Raw genomic sequence first — 25,209 nt, 5'->3', positions numbered from 1 at the left:
GGATTATCTGATGAGCATCATCCTACGCCGCCAGAGTCGCCTTTCTCCATTTGAATCCGCCTGAAGGGTATAGATGTAAAGTCCGCTTGAAACTTCCTCTCCGTTTAGGTTCCTCCCATCCCATTTGACCGCCCTATCTTTGAGGAGATAAACTCCCGCCTCACGTTGCCCCAACACCTTCCGCCATACCAGTCTTCCCGAAAGATCGTATATCCCAATCGTCACCCTGGCAGGCTCGCCGAGGATGAAGGGTATCCAGGTCTCAGGGTTGAATGGATTCGGATAGTTTTGAAGCAGATTGGATTTGATCTCACCCCACCTCACCGGTTTCAGCGAGGAGGCTGTGATATATCCTGGAGGGGTTTGAGCCGGATAAAATCCTGATCTTTCACCATCCTTTCTCGGCATCCCCCATTCGACCGATTCCATCGCATAAGATATCTTGAGATCCCATACGTTCACCTGTGCTTTATCCACATAACCGCCCATCGTAGAGATAGCGATTTCCATGTCACCATCCCCGTCCAGGTCTCCCACAGCCGGAGTGTTAGCGAACTTGTAATTGACCAGTGGGAAACCGGAGATGAGCTCACCGTTTGATTTCAGCCCGTAGATCAACCCCGTGTCTCCCCTTATGGCCCCAACGAGCAGATCCGGCTTTCGATCCCCGTCGAGGTCGAGGATGAGAGGAACGGTATGGGATCTCTCCTCCAGTTGGACCGGGAAACCATCCACCAGTTTTCCGTCGGCCTTCCAGGCACATATCTCACCGACTTCGTTTGAGGCGACGATCTCCGGCAATCCGTCACCGTCGAGATCTCCGGCGGACAATCCACAGACCGTTACGCTCGTTCGGTTCACCCAGATGATCTCCCCAGGGCTGTCCATCATATAGACATCTCCTCCCTTAGATGGGAAAACCACATCGATGGAACCGTCTCCGTTGAAATCCGAGGCGATCGGGGATGCATCCCCATATCCATCGGGAGGGGCGTATTCCCACAGCTTTTCCCCGTTGTGTGAGATGGCGTATACCTCCTTTTCCGACGGGATGATCACGTCTGGGAACCCGTCGCCGTCGATGTCAGCTATCGCAGGTGAGGCGCAGAATCTCTCCTCGGAAACCCTCCAGATCGCCTTGCTTTCACCGTCCGGGCCGACGAGATCGATCGTTCCGTCGGAAAGCGGCAGGATGATCTCCATCTTACCGTCCCCATCTATGTCGGCGGCCGCCGGAGAGAGATAGATCTCGGAGTCGAATTTCGTTCTCCAAAACAGATCCCCATTTGAACTCAAGGCGTAAAGCGAATTCCCGACGGCAGCTACGATCTCCGGAAGACCATCACCGTCGAGGTCGACCGTGATCGGTTCGGATCTTATCCGACCGTTCAGGTTTCGATCACACATCATCCTCACACCGCCGAGGTAGGATCTAACCTGGATTTCACCTTCAGAGCTCGTCACGATGAGCTCAGGGGGGCCGTCACCGGTTAGGTCCACCATCAGGGGGGAACCGACGGAATCGCCCTCGAGTTCAAAAGGCGATCCGGGCATCTGTCGCGGCAGATCACCCTCGTATCGCCTAGGTGCGGTGGAGATTTCCCTTGAAAGCTCGCTCTCGTTGCCTGAAGTGTCGAAGGCGGAGACGGCTACGTAGATCTCAACCCCGTTTTCAAGCCCATCTATCAGATACTTGGTCGATCCCTTAACCACCGCTGAGCTCATATACCTCCCTGGTCCGTCTCCCCAATATACCTTGTATCCCGCCACATCCGGTTCGGGACATGGTTCCCACTCCGCCATTACCCGACCGTCATCCGGCAGAAGCCACAACGATCTTGGAGGCAGGGGAGGAGCGAGATCCAATCCTTTGGCATCGGGCACGCCTATCATCTCCTCAGAGGGGGAGCTTTTAAATCCGATTCCGTTATAGGCGATGACTCGGATCCTGACCGGCTTGTCGTTCTCCAATCCATCGATAACATGCTCCGTCTCGTCGCCGACATCCATTCCTTTCCCATCTATCTCCAGGATATATCCGGCCGCCCCTTTTACACCTGTCCATTTGACTTTAAGCTTCCCGTCGCCCGGCTCGATCGAAATCAGAGAGGGTGAACGAGGCAAGTTCAGAAGCTCCGGAACCCTTAGCTTCCCATATCCCCACAGCTCATCCCAGCCCGGCTTGCCCATATCGAGGGAGGATGCGATGATCCGCAACTTGACCTGAGATGGCGTCAGATCGGGATGTTTTTCCAATAGAAGCGATATAGCCCCTGAGACATGCGGGGCAGCCATACTTGTTCCTTGAAATACCACGTGTCTCCCATCAGGAAGGATATCGTTAGGCCTCTGCCAGCTCACCTCCGATAACGCCGCTCCGATCATCTGTCCCGGCGCGGCTACATCCGGTTTTCTCCCTCCATTTCTCAGCGGCCCCCTGCTTGAAAAGACCGATATCCGGCCGATACGCGCATAATCAACGACGGTATAATCGCCCCTTATGTTGGGCCACGAGTTCGTCACGGCATATGAGGCGACGGCGATCACGTCGGGGGCTGAGGCTGGTGAAGCTATTGTCTTCTCCCCATCCGGTTGAATGCACATCCGGTCTGCCTCCGAGGTGAATACGGTGGGACCGACGGTATAGGCGTCGAACCTCACGCCGGCTCCATCCAGCTCCAGCATGAACTTCGCTCTGTCGAGCGGCAGGCTCATATCCCCTCCATCCCATATCCAGACCTGGATGCGATTCAGATCGGGATAGAGCGGATGTGGCGAGTCCGACCCGAGGTAAACTTGAGCTCCCTTCAGCATCCCCTCGTCAACTGAGGCGGATATGGAGTCGCCGGGTTTTACCCATCCATAATCCGTGAACCCTCCCCTGCCATCAGGCACCAGCAGTTTTGCCTTTATCGAATCGGATGAGCTATACCAGATCTCAACGTTGAGATGTTCCTCGTCGGGATCGGCCGTGAAGGAGAGGTAGGGATATCTGCCGTTTTCAGGAGGTGGAAGCTTTCCCCCCGCGTGGATCGGGTCGTCACCATCGTTTCCAGCCGAAGCCACCGCCGCCCTGCCGCTTTTGCCTTTAATGATCTCCTGAATGCCTTGATCTAGGAGTGATCTCCCATCGTGCGGTCCTTCCTGCCCTCCAAACGACATGTTAACGACCGCCGGCATCCCCAACTCTCTCGCCCTTTTAAACACGTAGTTCACGCCGTCGATCACCTGATCGTCGAAGAGATAGGATTTAACGGCTATGATCTGAGCATCAGGAGCGACGGAGGAGGCTACGCCGGAGACATGTGTGCCATGCCCATAGGTATCCATCTCGCGGCAGACTCCGGATTGGATCTCGGCCCTTGACCATTCCGAGCCATAGCCGTAATCAGCGGGTTCCTTGCCGGGTATGGTAACCGTCTGATCCCAGATGTAGAGGATCTTAGACGATCCATCGGGATTGGCGAAGTCGGGATGTGACCAATCTATGCCGGTATCTATCACTCCGATGATCGTTCCTCTACCGGTGAAAGCAGGATCGGACCGATGAGCCAGATCCGCGCCTATATCCTTTATGTTCCCTCTGATCCACTCCTGACAGGGCTTCAATCTGATAGCGGGCTGGACGAACAGAACATGAGGCGACGTGGCGAGATCAGATATTCGAGATAGAGCGATCTCAGCCGAGGCAATGGTGCCGGTGATCGTTCGTATCTTCGCTCCCGGAAGATGGTCGATCGGGCCGGAGAGCTTTATCAGCACCCTTGCCACGCCGTCATGGACGAAATCCAACCTCTCCACCTGCTCGAGGGGAAGCTGAGAGATGGCCAGCAGAAATCCGTCGATCCGCTCTGAAGGCGAGTTGACCGATGATATCGCTATCAACAGGGAAAGGATCAAAACCATCTTTCCGTCAGCCTTTCGGCGATCTCCCCGATCCTCCTGTTAGTAACTTTAACGTTATCTCTGAATATCCTCCTGAGTTCACTCAGCCGGTTTGAGGGGGCGATTCTGGCGAAGCTGTAAATCGCCTCGAGCCTAACGGTAGGTTCGGGATCGCTTTCGGCGATATCAAGCAATATATCGCACGCCCTTTCGTTAGCACCTTCGTCCTCTTCCCTCATTCCAAGCCGCCAAAAGGAGGAAAGCGAGTAGGCTATCCTTCTACGAAGCTCGATGCTTCGGGTTCGACGGTAAAGCTCATAGATCGGCTCGATCAGGGATGGGCCACACGCGATGGGGGCTTCGGGCAGGATGGCGAGCTGTCTGTATACGTTATCTCCATCGATCGTCCTTTCGATCATCCTTTCGGCAAGCGCATATCCGGTGATCTCCGGGATGATCGACATCAATTTTAAAGCGCGCATTCTGAGGATCGGCTCCCTCTGAAGGGCCACCACATTTGCCAGAAATCGGAGAACTGGACGGGCCCATTCAAAGAGCGTTCTGCCGATATCGGCGACCGCCGACATATTGATAAGCCTTTCGTTCATCCCCGCCTTGTCGTCACAGATCACGCAGCCGAGTAGGTCGAGCACCCTCTGCTGCAGAACGGGTTCTCCCCTTCTGAGTGAGAGGATCATCTTGAACCCATCGATCCACCACCGTTTGCCCTCTTCGGATCTGTGATATCCGGTGAAATCGGCGTGAAATCTCTCCGGATCTATCGTCTCGATCCCCCAATCGGGAGGCAGTTCCACGGCGAGTCTCATAGCATCGGTCCATCTTTCAAACGGCGTCTCCGCCTCCGGATATCTCTCCACCAACTCCGATATCCCCCTGATCATATCCTTTGAGAGGGTTCGTATACGCCAGATATATCCCAGGTCATGAACCAAAATCGGTGTGGCTTCAATCGGAAACCTTCCTTCTTCTATCCACCCCTCAATTCTCTTCATTCCCCATCCGGATCTTACAAACGCCCTGACGAGCTCGCATTTCTCCTCAGGCGAAAGGGCCTCTACGTATCCATCGATGAATCGGATCACCTCTTCTCTGTATCCGAAGAAGAAAACCAGGTCGTGGAGGGCCCAGCGTCGGATGAGTCTCATCGTCTCCTCCGGATTTCCGTAACGGCCCGAAAATCTGAACCTATCAATTGACATTTCAGCCAGGGAATTGAGGAGGGCTTGGACGTGGGGTATGATCCCCTCATCTCGAAATATACCGCACAGCTTCGCCAATGCGCTCCATCTCAGTTCTAAGGGCGGATCGCCCCTCAGCCCAACCTCTCTGATCTGGGGAAATCCTCTATCGGGCAAAATCCACCCCATCATACAGAGCGCCCTTGCCCGGAGTGATGCGTCTCCGGCCTCGATAAGCGGTTTCAGATGCGAGATCACCCTCTCCTGGATATCGGGGTTGCTCCGCATGCTTGAACCTAAGATCATGAAGGCGTGATTGAGGACGGATGATTTGATCTCATTCATCGGCTCTCTATTGGATAGATACTTCATCTCGGACATGAATCTGATGATGAAGGAGAGAACCTGGTCGAGGCATAGCTTTTTATCTCTATCGGGTAGATGTGCGAATTTCTCGAAGGTTGCCCTTATCAATGCCAGCTCCAGAAACGATGGCAGATCATCCTTATTCTCCAGATGACTTAAAACCGCCGGGACGACATCCCCGCTCATGATCAAATCCAGAACCTTCAGCCCCTCTATAAGAATCTCGAACCTCTCCACGGCGAGATGATCGATGAGAGCGGTTATAATCCTGGCTCTGAGATCGGCAGGGAGTTCGCATTCTAAGATCGATTCCGCTGCGAGGGCGGTCCTATAAAGATCAGATGGATTGAAGACAGCCTGGACGTATTTCTCGGGATCGAGAGCAAACCCGGATGAGATCACAACGGCATTCCTCGCATCCGTCCGATCGAAGAGATCCATCTGAATTGTCCTATCCTCATTCCATTTACGGGCGATCCACTCCGCTGCCCAGTAATCCCGAATCTCATCGTGTATAAACTCGAATCCTTCGTCTTTCACTCGTAGAAAAGGCAAGGATGAGATCGCTTCCAGGTATATGAGGATCGAATCTCTATCCGGGCGGCCCCCTTCAAGTTTACCTATGGGGATCATCTCCGGTGTTCCGCAAAGGTTGTAGACCCTCTCACAGGCCCACCAAGGTGGGAAATAACCTCTGGGTTTTATCTCCCTCTCTATCCAGTTCTCGACAACCTTTGCCGCCTCGTTGAACGGCAGCTCCGATTTCCCATCCTTAAGGCAATGTATCGCCAGCTCCTCGAGGGTTCGACGAAGCATTAAATCGAGGTTATTCGATGTGATCCCGACCTTATCCAATCTCCTCTCCATGTCCGGCAATTCATATCTCATCCAGTTCTGAAAGGCGGATCTGTAAAGTGATGAACGCCTCGAACACGGTATAGTTTCCTCATTGGACCTGAGGTAAGATCTCATCAAATGCAGCAGGATTGGCAGATTAACCCTGCCCGGATTAAACCCCAGGAATCTCCTGATCTCCTTCTCCTCCGGTGGCATGATTCGGTATATGACCCAACTGGGCGGCAGGTTGGTCACGATGGAAAGCCATGTGTAGGATCTCATCGCACCGAGACAGAGCCACTGATCGAAGGGCGGCTTTTCAAGTGAGGAGATTATATCGCCGATCCCATCGGCGGCGACGTCAAGGTCATCAAGGAGCAGTAGTATGCCGGGCGTATAGACGAGATCGTGTATCTCCTCGCCTGTGATCTCCGCGATCGCCTCTCCGATATCCCTTCCATGTCTCAGGATCTCCTCAGCTCTCAAGTAGACGGGAACGAGCTGAATCTCCTCCCCGTTCAGATCCACTTTGATCTTCCCCTTTGAGGCGAGGACGAATATCCTCAGAAGCTCGACGCTCTTCCCCGATCCGCCGTCTCCGACGATCAACACGCGTCTGTTGTTGATGATCGCCTCCTCGGCGGTAATAGGTGAACCGTTGGGATCATCGGCGAGAACGAGGTTCAACCGCATGTATTCCCGATCGAGGAAATCCTCAAAGGATATCCCCTCACAGCGGCAGGTCAATATGGCGTTCGGTATCACAACGCGCCGGACATGGCGTATATGCTCGTCAAAGCAGGTGGAACGGATTTTAAGGTCTGAGATCACAACCGATCCATCGGGTATCCTACCCCTTTCCCTCCGCCATTCAGACTCGGTTAAAACCCAGATGTTAAACTCGGGGTGAAAATATGGGGAGATAAACAGGAGTTTCCCGCGCTTCAAATCGGAGAGAATCAAGGACTTGGGAATTGAAACGCCGAATCGGGATAAAGACTCCTCCACGATCTGCAGTTTATCCCTCCATCTCTTGCACAAAACGGGAATGGGTATGGGGGGTAAAGATGGATCTGATCGGCGGAAGCTAAGTCTCTCCCCGGCGAGAAGGGAGGCGATCTGAAGGACGGTTGCCCTTTTATCGCCTCCCGCCTTTTCCAGATAGACCGCATTTCTGCTCCTGGAGATCGCCCCCTTAAGAGCTGGGAAACTCGGCGATTCGGAAGAGGAGGAAGCGCTTAAAGCGTTCAGATAATCGACCCATGGCTCCAGGAGGAGCGAGGATAGATCCGGCAATGAATCAACGCCTATAACCTGAAGCCTACCCCAGCAGCTCTCCTCAGCTTCTTCGAGATTTCTCTTGGGGACCACGATGGCATTTATCCTGTTCCCCTTCTCCATTCCGCGGAGAACAGCTTGAACCTTAGCCCGTATATCCGACACGGGCAGGACACGCCCCATTCCATCTAAAGCGCCTGTGACGGCGAGATCACCCGGTTCCTTGAAACCTATCTTCCGACCCATAGCAGCGGCTTCGATGGCGATGGCAACGGCCAGACCCATTGAACCCCCATGAAGCTGGGCATTCTGAGGGATGCCGTCTATGGATAGATAAGCGTCGTAGCTCTCACCTATGTCATAGCAGGCGAGCTTATGGGCCATATCGAGTGAGCTGCGAAATCCCTCATCCTTAATCCTCTTGGATAGCTCTAGTTTCCCCTCACCTTCTGACGGCCTAACCAGCACATCCAGACGGAAAAGCTCCCCTTCGCCACTCAGGTTCACAAGCGGCACCCAGAGGGAGAAGTTCAGGGAGGATGAGATCAGATGGGCGGCTATCGTCGCCGCCGTTCTGGCTGTCTCCTCCGAAGCTCCTCTTTCGATCAGCTCCCGATGTAGATCCGACCCCATCTTAATCTTAAAGCTCTCGAAGGGGGGAAGATCCAGAGACAGGAGAGGGGCGAAGTCCTCCAGGAGATCGAGCAGATGGGATCTATTCAGGAGATCCGCCATCGCCGACACCCTGATTTCGTTCTGAACAAACTGCCTTCGCAGATTCGGATCGTCAAGGGCTACCCTCTGGAGATAATCGATCGTGCCTTCTAAAAACTCATTATGTGGGAGAAGGGAAGCGAGATCATAGGCGAGATCCGGCCCATGTCTTTCCATGCAAAGTTTCAGCGTTCGATGAAGGAGAAGAAAGGGGGATGAACGATCTTGAAACAGAAAACGGCACAACTCACGTCCGTTCACCCCCCTCCTCAACCTCACAGGGTATGAGGGTCTTCCTATCTCCGAGGGCTCGAGAATCCAATCATACGATCGGTTCTCTCGGCGGTTCGATGAAGATATCCAGTTCCATTTCCTCGATCTCATCGGGGAAAGACTCCGGCAGTAAAACATCCTCCACGACGATCTCACACCCCTCCACCCTAACGGGCATCTCCCAGGGCAGATCATCGAACTTCACCACGACATGGGCCACGTATCCGTCATACCTTTCGGATTCCCCTCTTTCCCTAAGAGCCATTGAGATCCTGTGCTCGCTTATAACGGGATATAGGAGGAACCTGAAGATGGTGAATCCCTTTACCTTTCCGTCGCTATCGAGCACCCCTACGATTATGTCTGATCTACCGTTATCGGAAGCCATCCAGATATTTTCTCCCTCCTGGCTTACCCTGCAAGCTAAATCATGCTTGAGCGATGAGAGCCTACTTCCTATTAGGAAACCCCTACCGAAGATTACCTCCCAACATCTGCGGGTGATATCATAGGGCAGATCCCCCAAGGAGGTGAACCTCTCGAAATCCTCTCTCACCTCCTGGGTTCTGGATCTGCATGAGGGGCATCTCTCGAGATGCCGGTTCACAGCCTGACCGACCTGAGCGGGGAGTTTACCCGAAACATAATCCCAGAGAAGCTCTTCGGATAAACATTCCCCATCCGTGTAATAGGTCTTCCCCATGATCCTCACCGCTTAGACCTTCGGATTTCGATCCTCGATGTATCTCATAATGAGTTAACGACCTCGAAGGGATAATTTCACACTTCAGATCAAATCGTAATACCCTATCCCGGATTCTCTCAGCATATCCCTAAGCCGTTTTTTGGCTCGGTGGAACCGGGTGGTCACCATACTGTATGAGGCGCCGAGGGCTTTTGCGATTTCATCGAACGATCTGCCTGCCCTCCTCATCTGTATTATCGTTCTATCCACCTCGGAGAGCGATCTCAGGCATCTTTCAAAATACTCCCGGGCTTCCTTCCTTTCAACTTGAAATTCGCCCATCTGAACGTCTGATCTGAGCTCGGCATAGGATCTCAACATCCTCCGCTCCTTTCTCGCCTTCTTGGTCAGATCGAGACAGAGATTCCGTGTTATCTTATATATGGCGGCATCCACGCTCTCTCTGTAATCCCATCTCCTGAATATGCCATAGTCGCTGTTTACCAACCTGAAGAGCACCTCCTGTGCCACGTCTCCCGGCTCTAAACCGAGGGACTTAAGCTCCACGCGGAATCTCCTGTAACATGCCACGGCCATCCTGACGGTTCTGGCGATCACCTCATTGAAAGCCGCCATGTTATTGTTGAGCAAGCCCTCGATAAGACGCCTATCCTCTTCCTTTCCCGTCCTGTCCATCTCACACCGAAAGAACGAAGATTCAACCGATTAGACGAAGGACACGGTTAGAGGTTGAAGAGGAGGTTGAGCAGCAGGGAAAGGAAGGCGATGGCGACGCAGTAGTATCCGAAAACGGTATATCTCCCTCTCCTGAGCATGGATATCAACAGTTTTATAGCTATGAATCCCGAGATGAAAGCGGCTATCATACCTGAGAGAGTCGGGGCGATCTGTATCTCGTTTGCGCCGATATCCTTCACCTCCAGCAATGCCGCTCCGAGGATGGCGGGGATCGACAGGAGGAAGGAGAACCTCGCCGCCTCCTCCCCTTTTACCCCTAAAGCTAAGGCCGATGAGATGGTCATGCCCGAGCGAGATATCCCCGGAATGACAGCCACCCCCTGAGCCACGCCGACGGCCAGCGATCGAAGAGGGGTAACGCGATCCAGCTTTTTAATCGCCTTCCGGGCGATCAGGGAGGAGGAGATAAGAACGATGCCTGTCACGAGGAGCATGGCTGAGACGATCCAAACCCTTATCATCGCCTCCTCGACAAACCTCCTCAGGGTAAACCCTATCACCGCCGTCGGCACGGTGCCGAGACATATCATCCCGAACAGATACCAATCCTTCCCCCTGAGTATCCTCAGCACATCTTCTCTGAAAGCCAACAATATAGCCATCAGTGTTCCGACGTGAACCATCACGTCGAAAAAAAGCTGGGGCTCTCGCAATCCCAGATAATGCTGAGCGAGAGCGAGATGACCTGAGCTGCTGACGGGCAGGAACTCCGTCAATCCCTGAACCACTCCGAGCGATATCGCCTCGATGAAGCTCATATCATATCCTCATCACCACCGGTATCACGATCGGCCTGCGCGACATCCGCTTGGAAAAGAATCTACGCAGGGCAATCCTTATCTCCTCCTGAACTGATGGCACATCGCCTTTTTCCTCGGTTCCCATCTCTGTCAAAAGCGATACGATCAGCTCCTTCGCCTCCTTCATCAGCCCGTTCGGCTCATCTGGACAGATAAATCCCTTGGAGACCATATCCGGACCGGCCACCAGCTCGCCCGTATCGCTGTTGAGCACGACTATCGGTATGAGCATCCCGTCGCGGGCGAGCTGCCTGCGGTCGCGCAACAGCACATCCGCCAATCCGTCGGAACTTCTTCCGTCGATGAGCACCTTGCCGGTCGGGATCTTATCCGCAAGCTCGCACCTTCCGCCGCTCATCCTTATCACATCGCCGTCCTCAGCCACGATTATATTCGAGCGGGGTATTCCCACGCTTTCAGCGAGCTTGGCATGATGGATAAGCTGTCTGTATTCGCCATGGATGGGAATGAAATAGCGGGGCTTGACGAGGTTGAGCATAAGCTTCAGCTCCTCCTGACAGGCATGTCCGGAGACGTGGACGTCAGCTATTCTTTCATAATACACATCGGCGCCGCGTCTATAGAGATGGTTGATCACCCTGCCTATGGCCTTTTCGTGCCCCGGGATTATCCTTGCCGAGATTATAACCGTATCCCCCTCCTCGATGTGTATCCTGTGGTTATCCATAGCCATCAGCGAAAGGGCGGAAAGCGGTTCCCCTTGACTGCCCGTGGTCATCACCATAACGCTTTCAGGCGGCAGATCCCTTACTCCTTTGAGATCGATGAGGAGGTTCTCCGGCAGCCAGAGGTATCCCAGATCATTGGCTATCCGGATGTTCTGAGTCATGGATCTGCCGGCGATGGCGATATATCGGTTATGCTTGGCCGCCAGCTCGATAAACTGTTGGATCCTGTATATGCTTGAGGCGAAGGTGGAGGCAAAGATCCGCCCCCGGGCGGATTGAAATATGGCATCTAAAGCCGGGAAGATCGACCTCTCCGGCGGGGAGTATCCGGGGCGCTCGCTGTTTGTGCTGTCTGAAAGCAGCAACAAAACCCCTCTCTCGCCCAGCTCGGCGAATCTATGTAGATCCGTCATATCCCCGTTGACAGGGGTCTGATCCAACTTGAAATCCCCGCTGTGGACGATCGTGCCGCCCGGCGTATGGATGGCGAGGGCGAGCGTGTCGGGGATGCTGTGGTAGACTTTGATGAACTCGATCTCAAACCCGCCCAGGGATATGCCTTCGCCGGGTTTCACCTCGTTTAGCCGGTATTCTGCGATGTTGAACTCCCTGAGCTTCTCCTCGACCAAAGCGAGCGTGAGTTTTGCCCCGTAAATCGGGGCTTCCACCCGTTCCAACATGTAGGGAAGAGCACCGATATGATCCTCATGACCGTGTGTCAGGATGATCCCCCTGACCTTATCTTTCCGCTCGATGAGATAGGAGATATCGGGGATTATGAGATCAACCCCCGGCATATCCAAATCGGGCAGCATCAGCCCGGCATCTATCACCAGGATATCGTCCTCGCTCTCGACGAGGATCGTGTTCATTCCGAACTCGCCCACCCCACCGAGAGGTATGATTCTGACTTCAGCCATCATCTTCTCCTGTAGGTCCAGATTCCAACCACCCATCGAGATAATTTTTCAGCGTTTGAACGAAATTTCGCGCCATCTCCAGTAAATCCATCGCTTCTTCCTTGGCGATGGTAAAACCTACACCGTAATCCCCAACCAATCTCTTGTCATAAGCGTCATTGAGCGCTTTTCCTAGATCTCTATCAAAAATCCCCGCTTTTACAAAATGTTCCCCGAACAGACCTATCACGCCCTTGTGGGAAGAGGCGGTTAAACCCTTGGTGAGAAGCGATGCTTCAGCGACGAAGAACATAGCATAGTAACACCTTGAAACACAGGAGTCATAATCTCCGATGTTTAAAGCATATTCCGCTGTGATCAAGAACCTCTCAGCCTTCTCTATGAAATCCCTTATTTCCTTCACATCTTTAACCCTTCTCTTCTCACGCTCAACGTAAACGGGCTTTTATAATTTTCGAAGAAAGGTTCGGGAAGCGCTATAACTGAAACAAGCTCTCCCTCTTCGATAAGCATATCAAATAGAAGGTCGCTCAAGCTTCTCCTAACCTCCGAGGGGTTAAGGGATTCATCCACCAATACAAGGATATCGATGTCTGAATCCCCTGTGGCTTCACCTCTCACATGTGAGCCATAGAGGATAACGCCTTTAATCCCTTCGCCATATACCTCCATCAAATAATCCTTCACTCGATTTACCAATCGACTCACCTTTTTATCCATTTTCATCTCATTAAACGACTATGTTCACAAGCCTCCCCGGGACGAAGATTATCCTTTTCGGCGTTTTGCCCCCGACGAATCGCCGGACGTTATGATGTTCCATGGCAACCCTTTTGATCTCATCCTCGGAGGCGTCAGCGGGGACGGTTATCCTGCCCCGAACCTTGCCGTTGACCTGCACCACGATCAGGATCTCCTCCCTGACCAACGCCCTCTCATCCCATTTCGGCCAGGGATGTCTCACCAGACCGGGCCGGTTTCCTATCCTCTCCCAGAGCTCCTCAGCGATGTGAGGCGCAAAGGGCGAAAGCAGAAGGATCAGCGATTCGATCCCCTCCCTCAGCACCGACTTAAATGAGTCGTCATCCGATCGCTCCATCTGATACATATAGTTTACAAGCTCCATTATCGCGCTTATGGCGGTGTTGAAATGCATTCTATCGCCTATATCGGTCGTAACCCGCTTTATAGCCGTATGCACGGCGGATCGGAGCTTTTTCGCCGGTCCGGAGAGGGAGTCCGGATCATACTCCGCCCTGACGTCTTTAATGATATCCAGGTTATCATGGACCAGATTCCACACGCGGTTGAGGAACCTGTATGCGCCTTCGATCCCCTGATCGCTCCACTCAAGATCCCTTTCAGGCGGAGCGGCAAACAGCATGAACACCCTGACCGTATCACATCCGTATTTACGAACCATATCGTCCGGATCGACCACATTCCCCTTGGATTTGGACATCTTCGCCCCGTCCTTGACCACCATGCCCTGGGTGAGGAGGTTGGTGAACGGCTCGTCCACATCCAGCAATCCTATATCACGCATCACCTTGGTGAAAAACCGGGCGTATAGCAGATGCAGAACGGCATGCTCTATGCCGCCGATGTATTGGTCAACCGGCATCCAATATCCGACCTTATCCTTCGAGAAGGGAAGCTCCTCGTTTCGCGGATCGGTGTATCTGGCGAAATACCAGGACGAATCGACGAAGGTCGCCATCGTATCCGTCTCCCTGTGAGCCTTCCCTCCGCACTTAGGACATTTGACCTCATAAAACTCCTTACACGATTTCAGCGTCGCCGTGCCGCTTCCCTTATACTCGACATCCTCCGGTAGGAGAACCGGCAGGTCCTCATACGGGACAGGCACAACGCCGCATCTATCGCAATGGATGATCGGTATCGGGTTGCCCCAGTACCGCTGTCTTGAGATACACCAGTCCCGAAGTCGATATTGAACGGTTGCTCTGCCGATCCCCTTTGACTCCATATATTCTATGATCCTGCGTTTCCCCTCCTCGTTGTCCAGGCCGTTGAACTGCCCGGAGTTGACCATCACCCCCGGATCCTCATACGCCTGAGACATGGTCTCCAGATCAAGCGAGAAATCGGGTTTTTGGATGACGATCCTTATCGGCAGATCGTATCGTTTAGCGAACTCAAAGTCCCTCTGATCGTGGGCGGGAACGGCCATTATGGCTCCCGTTCCGTATTCCATGAGGACGTAGTCGGCTATCCAGATGGGGATACGCTCGCCGGTCATCGGATTGACGCAGTAGGCTCCCGTGAAGATTCCCCGTTTCTCCCCTATCTCGGCCGTTCGAGTTTCCTTGGATTCACGGGATACCTCCTCGATGAACCGCGTGACCTCGCCCTCACGATCCGTTCCGGAGACCAGCCTTTTGACCAGAGGGTGTTCGGGAGCTAGAACCATGTAGGTCGCTCCGAAGACGGTATCGGGCCGGGTGGTGAAGACGGTGATGACCTCGTCGGTGCCGGCTATGGGGAAATCTATCTCAGCGCCTTCGCTCCTGCCGATCCAGTTGCGCTGCATGATCAGCACCCTCTCCGGCCATCCGGTGAGTTTCTCCAGATCTCTCAGCAGTTCCTCCGCATAGGCGGTTATCCTGAAAAACCACTGCATCAGAGGTTTCTGGACGACGGGTGAATCGCACCTCCAGCATCTGCCGCCTATGACCTCCTCGTTGGCGAGGACCGTCTGACACGATTCACACCAATTCGCTATGGCCTCCTTCCTGTATGCCAACCCCATCTCGTACATCTTCAGGAAGAGCCACTGCCCCCACTTGTAGTACTCCGGCGAGCAGGTGGAGATCTCCCTATCCCAATCGTAACTGAATCCCATCCTTTTGAGCTGTTTACGCATGTATTCGATGTTATCCTTGGTCCAGATCGCCGGGTGCACCCCGCGCTGGATGGCGGCGTTTTCCGCCGGGAGACCGAAGGCATCCCACCCCATGGGATGGAGCACGTTGTAGCCGCGCATCGTCAGATACCTGGCGAGCACATCCCCGATCGAGTAATTGCGTACGTGCCCCATATGTATCCTTCCCGACGGATACGGAAACATCTCCAGCAGATAATATTTCGGCCTGCTTTGATCCTCAGTTGTCCGGAAGAAACCCTCTCTCTCCCAGAACTCCTGCCATTTGCGTTCTATCTCCTCGAAAGGATATCCCTCGTCCCTCATCTTCACGCTACCTCGCTGATAGGTCAAAAGAGCATCGAATGTTGGCACGTTGAACGTTTAACGTTCTAACGTTCAACGCGCCGGCGTTTACACCTTTACGATCTTGATCCTCGATTCGTCATCGGTCCCCAATCCGATCGCGGCCGCCGTGTGCACGTGTTTCGCCTTCCCCGTTACCTCGTCCAGCCCTCTTTTTCCCCTCTCCCGATTGATGAGGCTCATGCCGAATTTGTCCATGGCGACCGGATCGAATCCGGCGGCCAGCATATTGGGCGAAAACTGAGGGGCGCCTCCGGGCCCACCTCTGCAGATACCTAGAATGGCGTCGAGGATTATCAGTCTTGTCTTGTCCTTAATGTGTGGAGCGGCGTTCAGCTTGGCGATGAAGGGATCGCAGTTGTTCCCATGAAGCGATCCGGGGTTGTTGACCGTGCCGTAGTGGTTCTTCATGCTTAACGTTACGCCGGCGAGACTGTGATCCTTCAACACGGGCACGTTTATCAGGTGATCGCAGAGACGTGTGAGTATCTTAGTCAGATGCTTCTTCTGACCCTCTATCTCGATCGGGTTGTCGGTGTCATATCCCCAGCCGCTGGAATCGGTGCCGAAACACCTGACGCCGCTCTGACCCTCGTTGAGCTTATAGCCGGCTCTCTTTAGCTCCCTGTTGGTTCTATCCCATATGACGATATCGTTTTCGGGGACGCCGAACTCCACCAGGGATTGAACGATGGCATCGACGAGCTGCGGATGTGATGGGAGCCTTCTGTTTATGCAGTTGACCTTGATCCCTATAACCTGCCCTTTCCGATAGCCCTTCAATATCTCCTTCCACGCCTCTGAGACGGCATCCTTTCCGGTCAGCTTCCTCAACAGCGAATCCACAGCCTCATGAAGCGGTTCCGGGTTGACCTTCATGTTCGAGGAGAAACCGGGGTCCTCGATCAAAGCGATTCGGCTTATCGCAGACGTTTCGGGATATCCCCTGCCGATCAGGTTTGGCAGAGCGGTCACACCCACCCCGCCTATAACCGCCGTCTTGAGGAAATCCCTGCGCGAGATCCTCCTCATCTCCCCTATTCCTCCGTTTTGGGGAATTATAACATATAAGCCGCGGCTAAGTCACGCCAGCTCCATCTGCCACTTAGCGGCCTCGAGGACGTTCCTCATGAGGATCGACGCTGTAACCGGCCCCACACCTCCGGGAACGGGGGTGATATATGCGGCGCGCTCCTTGGCGGTCTCGAACTCGACGTCGCCGACGAATTTCTTACCTACATGGTTCATCCCGACATCTATGACTATCGCGCCGGGCTTGATCCATTCTCCCTTGATCAGTTTGGCTCGACCGGCCGCGGCTATCAATATCTCAGCTCGACCGACATGTTCCTCGATCTTTCCTCTCTTAAAAGTTCCGGTATGACAGACGGTGACGGTCGCCGAAAGTTTCCTTTGGAGCAACAGCAGCGCTGCGGGTTTGCCGACGATGGTGCTTCTGCCGATGACGACGGCTTCTTTGCCCGATATCTCCTCCCCGGTCGACTTAAGCAGGGTGATGGCTGCCATGGCCGTGGGCGGAACGAGCCTCGGCATGTCAAAGGCTATCCTTCCGATGCTGGCCGGCGAGACCCCCTCGATATCCTTGAGCTCGTCTATCCAGCAGAAGGCCTCGTTCGGACTGATCTGCTTCGGAAGCGGCATCTGGAGAATTATCCCCGTGACGGTCTCGTCACGGTTGAGTTTCTCGATGAACTCCCTCAACTCCTCAGGGGTGGTCGTTTCAGGAAGTTGATGCAGTTTGTAGTTGATACCTACCTCCTCACACCTGCGTCTCTGGCTTCTGATATATGCCTTGGAGGCGGGATCTTCGCCGACCTGAACCGCTGCCAGGGTGATGTTCACCCCTTTGGATCTTAGCTCCTCCACGCCCGCTTTAACCTCTTCCTTGATCTTATCGGCTATGGGTTTACCTTCAAGAATTTTAGCGCTCATCATCCCTCCCTTGTAATTCAGAGTATTTCAGGGCTGCCCTGAAGATATTGAGTTTGGCGTTTTTAAATCCGGCCATCTCGACGCTCCTGATCATATCTCCTATCAGTTTTCTCGTCGAGTGGCCGGCCATCGGACAGGGCGGAGGAGGATCGGGAAAGCCTCTGCCTTGGGCGAATCCCCTGATTTCCCCCTTTGTGACGTATATCAAGGGCCTTATGATACGGAGCACACCTCCGAACAGAGGTGAGGATATCTTCATCATCTCCAGCCGACCCTTGAAGAAGAGGTTCAAAAGCGCCGTTTCAACGTTATCGTCCATATGATGGCCGAAGGCCACCTTGTTACAGCCGTGTTCATGTGCTGCTAGAAAAATCGACTTGCGTCTGTTCCAGGAACACCTGAAACAGTTCATCGGCAACGGCTCGCCTTTCGGCAGGAAAAAAGGAGCTAAGACATAATCCACGCCTGTCTCTACCTTGAAGCCCTCGAGCCACCTCACCAGCGGCTCATGTGGTTTCCCCCACGGCCCGGCGCCATTACCGAGGATATGGATCGCCAAAAGCTCATACTCACATCCGATCGCCCTTCTCTCCTCCCACAGCAATGTCAGGAGCGTCAGGCTGTCCCATCCTCCTGAGACGGCCACGGCGATCCTATCGCCGTTCTGGATCATGTCGAAATCCTTTATGGCTTTGATGAGCTTGCTTCGGATGGCTCCCATCAGCTATAGTAGAACATATATTTCTCCAGCGCCTGACAGATCGCCTCGATGTTTTCAAGGGGCACATCCGGCTCGCACTCCGCCACCAGCATCAGCCCTCCCTGTTTCGATCCCAGCTTGACGACGGCCTCCCTGATATGCTCATCTATATCCTTAGGGGTGCAGAATGGGAAGAGCTGCCTGTCCAGGTCGAGGTTGACGCACACCTTACCCTTGCACACCTTTACCAAACCGTCCAGCGTATTGGCTCTGATCTGAGGGTTGACCACCGTCACCCCGCATTCTATCAGATCGTCTATCACCTCCAATATATGTCCGTCGGAATGGAAGTAGACGTGTATCCCCGCATCCCTGCACATGCCGAAGATCTGGGCGTAACACGGTTTGAGGTATTTCCTGAAATGCTCGGGGCTCATGGGAAGTCTATCCTGCATCCCCAGATCGTCGCCGAAATGGACCATCTTGGGTTTTCTCGCCACCCATTTTCTGACGACCGCGAGATTATAGGAGAGCACCATATCTATGAGCCTGTGGAGTTGCGGAGGCTCGTCGACGAAGTCCATCATCAGGTTTTCGAAACCCCTTAGATAATAAAGCCTCTGGAACATAAACCCATGCGGCAAACCTTCGCCCGGTTCGGGAGGGGTATAGCTTTCAAACGCATCCCAGCTTGAAAGCGGATGGTGGACTACAATGGCATCCAAGCCGCCCCGGATGTTCTTCCATACACATCCCCATTCATCCGTGTGAGTTCCTTCCCTGTATAGACCTCTGAACTCGTCGAAGTTCCTGCTCCCCTTCTTGTACTCTCCGAATATAAGGGGATGTCTTATGACGATCTCCTCCAGATCCTCCCTGTACTTCTTCCAGGTAGCGGGCATCAGGCTGACGGAGACCGGTATCCAGGCGGGATTTCGGAACTCCACCGTCCGAAAGTAATTCTCCTCCCGTGTCATCATCCTCCTCGTCCTCATTTTTCGATTTTTTCGGCCATCTCGTCCACTTCGGCTGCGCCTTCGGCCAGCAGCCTTTCCTCATCGTCGAGCAGGATGTTGAGGAGCCTTTGGAACTCCCCTGCATGCACCCGCTCCTCATTCGCTATATCCTGAAGCACCGCCTTTGCCAGCGGATGATCGGTGGCATCGGCCAGGGCCTCATAGAGGTGCACCGCCTCCTCTTCGGCGGAGAGAGCCAATCGGATCGCCCTGGTCAGCTCCCTCTCACTCATCTTTCGATCCGGCGTTAAACCGGAGAAAGGGTTCAGAAACTCAGGCATATCTCCCTCCAGTTTCAGATGTTCTGCGTATCTCATTATACCGTTCACCGAGCGGGTTGTCAACAATCCTTGACATCCCCGATCGGTTGTCGTATCTTATCCGCGTCCCTATCCCTTCCATCTCCAAACGTTAAGGGGGTGAACATGAAGATAGCCTATGGCACCTATGCCATGCCGATGGTTCCGCTCGAGGATGCCCTTGTGATGCCGGCGCGCGGGATGCGTCTGTCACGGCATAGAGATCATCGCCGCGGCGGAGGGGCGCCCCGGAAGCTACTCCTTTGAAAGCGCCGTGACTGATAGGAAGCTCATAGCCGCTGAAGTTTGGGATTTCATCGAGGCATTGCGATGCCGACGCGAACCGGAGGTAACAGGGGGGGTGGGATTGAGATCGGTGGCGATCATATCCGCCCTGATCCGCTCCGCCTGTTCGGGAGAATCGGTCAGGGTGATAGGCTCTGAACTGAAGTAGATCATAGTCGCCGATCCGGACATGCCAGGATCGGCGACCATTTCACCTCAACCTGATAGCCGAAAGCTAAAAGCTCATCTTGGCCTTGAGGTAGATCTCGTCCTTATCCTTTATGCTACTGAAAAAGCCCTTGCCCTCGCCGTGAAGCAGATAGGCGCCCAGCTTCAACTCGATGTTGTCCTGCGGGGAATAGCTTATCTCGGGGTTGAATACCATCCCGTAGTTCTCACCCACATCGCTCCAGTCATCTATCCCGATCGAAAAACCTATCGGAGTTACCTTCAGCTCATCGTTGAGGAACTTCCTCTCCAGCCTGAATGCGAAATAATCGTTCAGGTTATCCTTTCCACGTTCGAAAGGGAATCCGTGTAGATACTGAAAGTTGACATATGTCCCGTCCTTGAAGGTATAATCCCATCCCACGACGAACTTGAGATACGGTTTATCCTCAAGCACGGTCGTCGTCTGGTTCATCTGTCCCAGCGGAGTCGAGATGTTTGTGATCATATCCACCTTCTCGGGTATGAACAGGGCACACTCGGCCCATATCCCGACCTTTACTTTTGGCAGCTCACCGGCCATATCGGCCCCTATCACCTGTATCTTCGGATAGATCATCTCCAGCTTCCCGTCCATCACCATCGGCCCCTGAGGAGGCATTGATGAAGCGGGCGGCTGGACGAGTTCAGCCGATTGGGAGTGCGGCCAAAGGGTCAGGGAGGACTGGATCGGAAGCTTATCCCTCCCGCGGTAGTAGCTCACCGAGATGTCGTATCCTTTCAGATTGTTCGCTAAAAACCTCAAACCGAAGGATGACGTTTCACCTAGCTTGTTTTCGGGCAGCTTGATCTCCTGTTTCATCTCGCCGAGGGTCATTCCCTGAGGAGGATTTATCCCCTGATTTTCCATCAGCCCGGCGGTCCACTCCGGAGGCGGAAGGATGGATGGGGTGAAGACGGGGACGAAGACGCCGGTCAGGGTCAGATCCGTCTCCCCGACGCTCCAGTAAAGGGACGCCTTGATAGAATTAGCCCCGAGCTTTTCGCCGAAATCGAACACGTCCTCCAGATCATCCGGGCAGATGTTGCTCGTGGGATTTATCCTGTCGGCCGTGCCCCAGACCACGATCTGCTTTCCCAGCCGCAGGTCCAGGTTATCGATCAGGAAGCTGTAGACGTCCAGATACGCTTCCTTCAGATCGATGCTCCACGGGGTAGCTCTGTCCCTCTCGAATCTCTGCAGATCGGCGAGCGTCTTGACGCTTGGGAACCCCAACCCGCGGATGGACGTTTCCCCAAAGAGATGAAGCTTTTCCGATGGACTGCCTTCAAGCTTCAGATCGATCTCGCTTCGGTTCCACGTGAACTCCCTCTCACCTTGAACCCTAAACCTTGCATCGGTTTGAAGGTAACCGTTTAGCGACACATCCGCTGATGCCAAGGCGGTGAAGAGGAGGAACGCTGCGGTTAAAAGAGATATCCCTTTCATCTCTCACCTCGTCCTTCTAAGGTATCTGGGCGTGAAGATCCTATCGCTCAAACCCGTATCGAACTCTATTTTATCCTGGATCATCTTGGTGGAGTGGTTCTCCTTGAGATCCCTCATCTCCATCTCCTTTGCGGTCCAGTACTTTCCGATCTTAGTGATCTTTCTCCTCTCCAGCACCTTCTTCAGCTCGCCCTTCTTGTCGTAGTATTCGATCTTGACGGAGACGAAGTTATCCTTCCTGGCCCACATCTTAAGCCTGCTGTAATCCTTCTTGACGCCCGGTTTAGGGATAAGCTCGAGTATGTAGAACTCCTCGGTCGTCTCCAGCAGTTTGGGGTTGTAATCCTTGGAGAACCTGAAGGTGCTGAGGTCATCGTAGGTGAAATCCGTGCCGGCGAATTTGGTGTTTTTGACGTGCGATGCGATCCTTCTGATCTTGTGGAAGGCGGGCATGTAGATGTACTGGACGTCGTTAGGCAGGGCGAGAAAACCGATCCCCTTTTGGTCGGCAGGCTCGAGGAACCGGATAAGCCGTTTCTCGGTACCTTTCTGGAAGCTCTCCGCCTTCCGAACCTTCTCGTTGCCTTTGGAATCAATCAAGATCGTCTTCATTATCATGTGGATATCCTTGGGGGCATTTGCCACCTCATCTACCTTCTTAAGCACCTCCTCGCCCGTGAGGGCGTATGAGGAGAGAGCGAAGCTGAGGGTCAGGCCGAAGGTTAACGTGATCGCAAGGATCATTCTTAAGGCTCTCATCTTCATCTTCCTCCTTCTTTTTTATCGTTTTCGCTTATGTTCTACCTTGCTTACTAGGAGCATCGCTGGCAGATAGGTTATCGCCGAAAGCGCGCTCACTATCATGGTCATGGCGACCATCCAACCAAACTGCCTGATAGGGGTGAGTTGCCCCATAAGCAATACGGAGAATCCCAAGGCTACGGTGAGGGCGTTTATCAGGATCGCCCTGCCGGTGGTCTCAAGCGTTCTCGCCAGAGCTGGCCCTGGGTTTAAAAGCCGCTTAAGCTCGATCTTGTATCTGCTGGAGAAATGTATGGAGTAGTCTATCCCGATACCTATCGCCACGCTGGCTATCATCATCGTGGCAAAATCCAAAGCTACGCCAGCATACGCCATCACGGCGAAATTTATCAGAACGGTCAGCAAGATAGGCGACGAGGTGATCAGACCCACTTTAGCGGATCGGTGTTGGATCGAAAGGAGTATGAATACCAGCACGAAGGCTATAACGAAACTTTGAATCTGACTTTTAAGCAGGTTTCTGTCCAGCCGTTTGTAAACTGCCGGCATACCGGATTGTTTGGCCGAGATCTCAACCTCTCTCTGAACGGCTTTCACGTCTATCCCTGGAGGCATTCCCCATACCCCCTCGTTGATCACCCACAGGTCTTCATACAGGTCATCCCTGAAATCCGGGTCGTCGCGTAGCTTCTGGGGGAAGAGGGGCAATAGCTGGGCTATAGCTGCCTGGACTTTGGATTTACCCCATACCTCCCGGATCTTAGCGGCCAACGTCTCTGCGGTGAGATCTGCGGCCTCAGGGTCCTCATCTAGGATATCCTTGGGTATCGTTCGCCTCAGGAGATCGAGATACTCGGACTTTGAGGTTCGACCGGAGGATGCCATCTTCAAGATCCCCTCCACGAGCGGATCAATTAAATTCTCAGGCACCATAACCTCCGATTCCATCTCGAAGTAGTAGCGCAGTTCCCTCCTCAGCTCCTCAAGCATTCCCTCGGTGAGGACGACATCCGCCTCCAATGCCTTCCTCACAACGGCTTTGAGCGAGGAGCTTTCGATCTTGAAATCGGGATCTCGAGCTGTGGCGTCGAAATATATCTCCTCGGCGATCTCACTGTAGAGCCATTCCTTCGCCTTGGTCAATTCATCGGGATTTAACAGGGAAACCTGAACTACCTCGATTTTGGGACTCATCCTCGAGATGTAACGGTCAATCGAGTTGACTATTTCCAGGCCTATCGCCGTGTCGGACGTGCCCAGTTGGGCCTGGATGAGCCCTTCTGTCTGATCCCCGTTGACAAGCTGCTTGAGTATGTCCTTCCCCTCGATAAAGAACCACAGGTTAGCCACACCCTCGGGCGTTTCAGGTATGGTGGGATGATCGTTCATGACCTTGTTCATCTCGCAGATCAGATCGGCTATTGATTGGGCGTTGCTGGCATATGGGAGGGAGTTGAGGAATTTCTCCATCCGTCGCATCTCTTTGAGAACGAACGGGTCCTTCATATTGCCTTTGACGACTATCTGGATGGGGATCGAGCCGCCGAAATTGGCCCTCATCATCTCCTCGGTTATACGGATATCGCTGTCCTTCGGAAGATACTCCAGCATGTTCACCTCACGTTTGATCCTGGGCAATCCTATGATGGCTACAAGAGCTATGATGAGCGACACGGCTATTATGATCTTTTCGCGTCTCAGGATGAAATCGGCGAGCCTGCTCATGATTCGGACGAAGAGATGATCGTTCACCCCAGAGTTACTTTGTTCTTCCCCTGTCTTCAGAAGTGAAAGTATTGCTGGGATGAAGGAGAGAGAAATGACCATCGTAAACCCAACACCTATCGCGGTGAAAACGCCGAAGTGGGTAATCGAGGTGATATACGCCCCGATGAAGGAGAGGAAGCCTATCAGGGTCGTGAGCCCTGAAAGCAGGATCGGCATCCCCACCTCACTTAAAGCCTTCTCCGTTTTAGCCCTTCTATCCTCCTCACCTTCCTCGTAATACTTGGAGATCATGTGAATTCCGTAAGCGCTGCCTATAGCTATAAGCAGAACCGGCGTGACGTTTGAGATGATCGAAAGCGGCACCTTCAGCCAGCCCATCAGCCCTATGGCCCACACCGTGCCTATCAGAACTGCCGTCAGGGGAAGAACAACCCCTCGGATCGAACGGAAGCTGAAGAACAACACCAGAATAACCACGAGAACTACCGTGGGAACCAGCTTTTTCAGGTCTTTGAGTATGATCCCCTGAGCCTCGAGGATCTGCAGGGGCAGACCGCTGTAGTAGACTTTTACCCCGTTTCGCTTAGATTCCGTAATCTCCTTTATCCTCCGGGCAACTCCGGGTCTATCGGCGTCTTGGCGAAGGCGGCAGATGATAAGCGTGATCCGCCCATCAGCCGAGACGATCTTCCCGCGATACATCTTCTTAGAGAGGACATACTCCCTGAGCCTTTTCAGCTCCTCTGAGGTTGAAGGAAGGTTATCTTTATCGATCAGCTTCCTGACCTCAAGACCACCCTCTACCTTGCGTATGTCGAGGATATCGGTCAGGCTCATTACCGAGGCGACCCCATCAAGGCTCTTGAACGCCTCTGTCAGATCCCTGATAAGCCTCAGCGTCGAAAGTGAAAAGACATCGTCTGTCTCGATCCCCACCATCGCCAGCAAATTCCCGCTGTATTCCTCCCCTATCCGGTTGAAAAGCTTGACGACAGGGTCATCAGGTTTCAGATAGCTGATGATGTCACTGTTAACCCATAGACGCGTAAGCCCAAGAGCGAAGAAGCCCGTCAGAACGATTGTCCCGACAATCACCAATAGCCTGTGTCTTAGAACAAGCTCCGCAAACCTTTCCATCGTTCCTCCCCTTCATG

At 53.5% G+C, this 25,209-nt stretch carries 18 protein-coding genes; 1 reads left to right on the top strand and 17 read right to left on the bottom strand.

The features are described 5' to 3' along the window. Window positions 1-3 precede the first annotated feature (3 nt). The 14 genes from J7M22_15190 to J7M22_15125 form a co-directional block, all read right to left on the bottom strand. Window positions 4-3,906 (bottom strand): S8 family serine peptidase, encoded by a 3,903-nt coding sequence (locus J7M22_15190; protein MCD6507951.1) that lies wholly within the window; start codon window positions 3,904-3,906, stop codon window positions 4-6. Further along, complete coding sequence (locus tag J7M22_15185) at window positions 3,897-8,540, bottom strand: hypothetical protein (GenBank protein ID MCD6507950.1); 4,644 nt, start codon at window positions 8,538-8,540, stop codon at window positions 3,897-3,899. Before J7M22_15185 ends, J7M22_15190 begins: the two co-directional genes overlap by 10 nt. Window positions 8,541-8,601: 61 nt before the next feature. Then, complete coding sequence (locus J7M22_15180; protein MCD6507949.1) at window positions 8,602-9,264, bottom strand: zf-HC2 domain-containing protein; 663 nt, start codon at window positions 9,262-9,264, stop codon at window positions 8,602-8,604. A 75-nt stretch (window positions 9,265-9,339) separates the two neighbouring features. Next, window positions 9,340-9,933: a sigma-70 family RNA polymerase sigma factor gene (locus J7M22_15175; GenBank protein MCD6507948.1), complete on the bottom strand. Its 594-nt coding sequence runs from the start codon at window positions 9,931-9,933 to the stop codon at window positions 9,340-9,342. A gap of 47 nt (window positions 9,934-9,980) precedes the next feature. Next, window positions 9,981-10,754, bottom strand: a complete 774-nt coding sequence (locus J7M22_15170) for an undecaprenyl-diphosphate phosphatase (GenBank protein ID MCD6507947.1) — start codon at window positions 10,752-10,754, stop codon at window positions 9,981-9,983. Window position 10,755: 1 nt separating this feature from the next. After that, window positions 10,756-12,408, bottom strand: coding sequence for a ribonuclease J (locus J7M22_15165; protein ID MCD6507946.1), 1,653 nt, complete (start codon window positions 12,406-12,408; stop codon window positions 10,756-10,758). Beyond that, window positions 12,398-12,808: a HEPN domain-containing protein gene (locus J7M22_15160; protein MCD6507945.1), complete on the bottom strand. Its 411-nt coding sequence runs from the start codon at window positions 12,806-12,808 to the stop codon at window positions 12,398-12,400. Before J7M22_15160 ends, J7M22_15165 begins: the two co-directional genes overlap by 11 nt. Continuing rightward, window positions 12,805-13,125, bottom strand: a complete 321-nt coding sequence (locus J7M22_15155) for a nucleotidyltransferase domain-containing protein (protein MCD6507944.1) — start codon at window positions 13,123-13,125, stop codon at window positions 12,805-12,807. The genes J7M22_15160 and J7M22_15155 overlap by 4 nt, the downstream gene beginning before the upstream one ends. A gap of 10 nt (window positions 13,126-13,135) precedes the next feature. Further along, window positions 13,136-15,616: a leucine--tRNA ligase gene (locus J7M22_15150; protein MCD6507943.1), complete on the bottom strand. Its 2,481-nt coding sequence runs from the start codon at window positions 15,614-15,616 to the stop codon at window positions 13,136-13,138. A gap of 87 nt (window positions 15,617-15,703) precedes the next feature. Then, window positions 15,704-16,687, bottom strand: coding sequence for a DUF362 domain-containing protein (locus J7M22_15145; GenBank protein ID MCD6507942.1), 984 nt, complete (start codon window positions 16,685-16,687; stop codon window positions 15,704-15,706). Window positions 16,688-16,738: 51 nt separating this feature from the next. Then, window positions 16,739-17,608: a bifunctional 5,10-methylenetetrahydrofolate dehydrogenase/5,10-methenyltetrahydrofolate cyclohydrolase gene (locus J7M22_15140; GenBank protein MCD6507941.1), complete on the bottom strand. Its 870-nt coding sequence runs from the start codon at window positions 17,606-17,608 to the stop codon at window positions 16,739-16,741. Further along, window positions 17,598-18,329 carry a hypothetical protein gene (locus J7M22_15135; protein MCD6507940.1) on the bottom strand — a complete coding sequence of 244 codons (732 nt, stop codon included), beginning with the start codon at window positions 18,327-18,329 and terminating at the stop codon, window positions 17,598-17,600. Before J7M22_15135 ends, J7M22_15140 begins: the two co-directional genes overlap by 11 nt. Further along, on the bottom strand, window positions 18,329-19,288 hold the full coding sequence (locus J7M22_15130) for a hypothetical protein (protein MCD6507939.1): 960 nt from the start codon (window positions 19,286-19,288) through the stop codon (window positions 18,329-18,331). The genes J7M22_15135 and J7M22_15130 overlap by 1 nt, the downstream gene beginning before the upstream one ends. Window positions 19,289-19,299: 11 nt before the next feature. Further along, the gene (locus tag J7M22_15125; protein ID MCD6507938.1) at window positions 19,300-19,605 is read right to left on the bottom strand and encodes a Rubrerythrin; all 306 of its coding nucleotides are present in this window, start codon (window positions 19,603-19,605) and stop codon (window positions 19,300-19,302) included. Between the two features lie 144 nt (window positions 19,606-19,749). Between J7M22_15125 and J7M22_15120 the strand changes: the two genes are divergently transcribed. Further along, complete coding sequence (locus J7M22_15120) at window positions 19,750-19,890, top strand: hypothetical protein (protein ID MCD6507937.1); 141 nt, start codon at window positions 19,750-19,752, stop codon at window positions 19,888-19,890. Between the two features lie 253 nt (window positions 19,891-20,143). Here J7M22_15120 and J7M22_15115 read toward each other — a convergent pair whose 3' ends face one another. The 3 genes from J7M22_15115 to J7M22_15105 are packed head-to-tail and all read right to left on the bottom strand — an operon-like array spanning window position 20,144 to window position 25,192. After that, the gene (locus J7M22_15115) at window positions 20,144-21,565 is read right to left on the bottom strand and encodes a hypothetical protein (GenBank protein MCD6507936.1); all 1,422 of its coding nucleotides are present in this window, start codon (window positions 21,563-21,565) and stop codon (window positions 20,144-20,146) included. A 3-nt stretch (window positions 21,566-21,568) separates the two neighbouring features. Then, window positions 21,569-22,324, bottom strand: a complete 756-nt coding sequence (locus tag J7M22_15110; protein MCD6507935.1) for an outer membrane lipoprotein-sorting protein — start codon at window positions 22,322-22,324, stop codon at window positions 21,569-21,571. Window positions 22,325-22,345: 21 nt separating this feature from the next. After that, window positions 22,346-25,192 (bottom strand): MMPL family transporter, encoded by a 2,847-nt coding sequence (locus J7M22_15105; GenBank protein ID MCD6507934.1) that lies wholly within the window; start codon window positions 25,190-25,192, stop codon window positions 22,346-22,348. Window positions 25,193-25,209: the final 17 nt, after the last annotated feature.

It is taken from the genome of Candidatus Poribacteria bacterium (genome assembly GCA_021162805.1).
Taxonomy (GTDB): domain Bacteria; phylum Poribacteria; class WGA-4E; order B28-G17; family B28-G17; genus JAGGXZ01.
This window is presented reverse-complemented; position numbering and strand designations above follow the sequence as displayed.